Origin of the sequence: Marinilabilia sp. (assembly GCF_016278715.1) — a bacterium.
In the GTDB taxonomy this organism is placed as follows: domain Bacteria; phylum Bacteroidota; class Bacteroidia; order Bacteroidales; family Marinilabiliaceae; genus Marinilabilia.
Genome location: NZ_JADQBH010000180.1, coordinates 1 through 3,130, shown reverse-complemented (window position 1 = coordinate 3,130; position 3,130 = coordinate 1). Strand labels below are relative to the sequence as shown.

Below are 3,130 nucleotides of genomic sequence, written 5' to 3'. Positions count from 1 at the left end.
TTTCAACTTCTCTCATACTACAAAAGTAACGAATTCGTTACATTAAATCAAGGTTCTTATATTCAAAATTTTTTCACTGAAAGCATGGACTTTTTTCCTTGGCATGAAGCACAACTTTCCGGTATAATTACCTCTCGGCTTCTCAAAATCAATCCCATTCCAGGTAATTCCTCCAGTTGTGTTGTTCTTTGAACCCCAGAACTTCACGGATTTTTCGATTGGAAAACAATGCTTCATGCTCTTCCAGTTCGCGGGTAAGTGGAACACCCGGAAAGAATCTCTCTAACAACTCCTTGTTGGGAAGGACTGCTCCATTGTGGTCATTTCCGGCATTGAAAATCTGATAGCCCAGGCCATCTTTTTTCAAACATAAATCCACTATCTGTCCCAGGTCACGCGCATCAATATAACAAAACGCATTTCTGCGGCGCACCTCAGGATTTTTAAAATAATACGGAAAGAGCTCAGTGTATTCGTGAGGTTCAATCACATTTCCGATACGCAGGGCATAAATATCAAAGCCTGACCGTCGCTGGAAACCGCGGGCTGTTTTCTCATTTACAACCTTCGAAATTCCGTAACTATCCATGGGGTCCACATCATAGTCCTCCTCCAGAGGCAGCACGTGAGGATCCGTTTTGCCATCCGAAAAACAGATTCCGTAGGTAGTCTCTGACGAAGCAATGATAATCTTGTTAATGCCAAGCTTTACAGCAGCTTCAATTACATTATAGGTACCAATGGTATTGACCCGGAAAGTTTCGTTGTCCGGCTTAATTAAAATCCGGGGTACCGCAGCAAAATGTACTACAGCATCAAATTTTGGCACCCCGTTACCAGGTTCCAACTCACCTAATCCTGCATACGAACTCATGGCATTAAACATTTGTCCGGAATCCGTAATATCTGCTATCAGATTATCCACCCCCGGGTAATCCAAAGGTTCCAGATCCACGTTCATCACCCGGTGCCCTTGCTCAAGCAGGTAAGGAATCACGTGTTTCCCTGCTTTTCCTGATCCTCCTGTAAAAAAAATCCGCATTTTAGTCATGTATGCTCTATTTCAAATTTATTCTGCAAATAAATTATTTCCAGGGAATATTGGTAAAAACTGGTTCTATCAACTTCCTGTTTCTGCCGGAAAACAAGCTCTCTTACCAATTCTTCGTATATTCCTTCCTTCATAATTCCATGTATTCATTAACAATGGGCACATCAGCATCTGCCCAGTCCAAATCCCCCAATTGTTGTTTGTCGAGCAACAAATACTGCTTATGTTCCAAAAGATTTACTTCACCCCGATAGAAATCAGCCTGAAAAGGTATTAGTTCAATAGAAACATGCGGGTAGCTGTGCCGAACAGGAGTTAGGCGTTTCAACAACTTGATTTCAATATCCAATTCTTCCTTTATTTCCCGTTTAACACAGGCCTCCTCCGACTCGCCTTTTTCAACCTTGCCCCCCGGAAACTCCCATTTTAAAGGCATGCTCATGCCCTCCCCTCGTTGAACAACAAGCACTCTGGAGCCAAAAGAAATAATCGCACAAATCACCTTAATTCTATTCAACAGACTGAATTTTAGAGTATAAACGTTCTCCAAACCAAAGATAACATTTTTCTGTGCCCCCCCGAAAACAAAGAGAGGAGGTCGCACCTCAGCACCATCTCCTCTTCATTGAATATTCAAATTTGCAAAAGCCCTAATTCACACTCAGCATCGGCTCATCGCGGTACCCGTGACGGCCAAAAATCAGGTTGAGGCCGAAACGAAAACTCAGATCTTTCTGGCGATGGAACATAGGAAAAGAATCCCCGTCGTCGAAGGTTACCTCAGCATAGCGCATGGGAATGTAGTCGGCAGCCATAAATAGCTGAATAGGGCCGGCAAAGAAAGTAACCGCTGTTCCCAACCCGTTTCCACCTTTGATGCGTTTACTGTAATTTAGGTTGAACGCTAAAAAACTATATGGCTGAAGATTGGCAGACAGATTAAATTCCTGACTAAAATTGTGCTTCTGGAAAACACTGCGCGACAACAACCCGAACGAAACGGCAGGACTCATCTTGTAGGATGCCCCCATATACCAGGAGGGCGTAAGGGGAATGCTGAATTTGTCATGTGCCACCCCGTAATCGATCACCGTTTTCAGGGAGTCGCCAATGTCTTCAAAAGCCTTTTCGATGTCTTCGTCCTCCGAGCCTTCCACACTGATTCCGTTGAATGTGTAAGTCCCGTTGAAAGAAAGGGTGTTAAGGTCATTTTTAAATTTCACCCAACCCAGATTGGTCAGTGCAGCCGAAAACGTCCAGTCTTCCGTATGTTGGTAAACAGCTCCGAAATCGAAAGCCAGGCCGCCGTTATTCAAAGAGGAAAAGTAATCGGAAACCTCATCGTCTTCCAGATCCTTCCCGTCTATCGATTCCGGGAAATCACCCGGAACGTTACTTTCCTCCACCTCAATGGGAGCTGAAGAATAAACCGTTCCATCCACATGCACATCCCATTGCTGCCGACTGGTATTCATTTCAAACCGGTTGATATCGGTAACTCCGCCCACAATCCCAAACAGGGGCTTCAGCTTTGCTCCAAAAGTGAATTTTTCGTTCCATTGCCTGCTGTAACCAAAAGCCAACTCATGATAGGCCGCTTCTTTGATGCGCATGTTGGAGAAATCGAAGCTTTCTCCGTCGGGGAAACCCAACTCTGCAATCTTAAAGAGATCGGACGGGATACCTGCCTGCATGACGTTTTTTACGGACATGGTAAATGTAAAATAATCCCGGCCCGAGCGAAAACCAATCCCCAGCAAATCCACGGCTTCAAAATTGTTGATCCCGGCTGCTTTGCCGGTGGTTTTATAGAGATCATCGTAGTTAAACCGGGCGCTCAGTGGTGTTACCCATTCATTACCCACTTCCTGAAAAGCATCGTTGAATGCCACATCGCTCCGAAACATCAGGCTGGTCGAAGGCAGTGCAAAAAAGCCGTTGGCCCGGGGTTGCATGGCAGGGTTGATCTGTGACGCCTGAGGAATGGTTTCCATGAAATAAAGCCCCATGGGATTTTGCGCGGTAGCCTGAAACAGCATCAGAAATGTGATGGAAACAGTGGCAATATAAATCTTGAAC

General features: G+C 44.9%; 3 protein-coding genes. All 3 read right to left on the bottom strand.

Features of this window, described 5'->3' with window-relative positions; all coding sequences use genetic code 11:
- Nucleotides 1-148: 148 nt before the first annotated feature.
- Nucleotides 149-1,042, bottom strand: coding sequence for an NAD(P)-dependent oxidoreductase (locus QZZ43_RS11415; RefSeq protein WP_291859249.1), 894 nt, complete (start codon nucleotides 1,040-1,042; stop codon nucleotides 149-151).
- A 139-nt stretch (nucleotides 1,043-1,181) separates the two neighbouring features.
- A complete protein-coding gene (locus QZZ43_RS11410; RefSeq protein WP_291859247.1) occupies nucleotides 1,182-1,568 on the bottom strand; it encodes a (deoxy)nucleoside triphosphate pyrophosphohydrolase in 387 nt (128 codons plus the stop codon).
- 133 nt (nucleotides 1,569-1,701) lie between these two features.
- A complete protein-coding gene (locus QZZ43_RS11405; RefSeq protein WP_367221517.1) occupies nucleotides 1,702-3,123 on the bottom strand; it encodes a DUF5723 family protein in 1,422 nt (473 codons plus the stop codon).
- Nucleotides 3,124-3,130: the final 7 nt, after the last annotated feature.

Coding starts and splice junctions, on each gene's coding strand:
- QZZ43_RS11415 (WP_291859249.1), bottom strand. CDS start 1,042: ATGCGGATTTTTTTTACAGGAGGATCAGGAAAAGCAGGGAAACACGTG.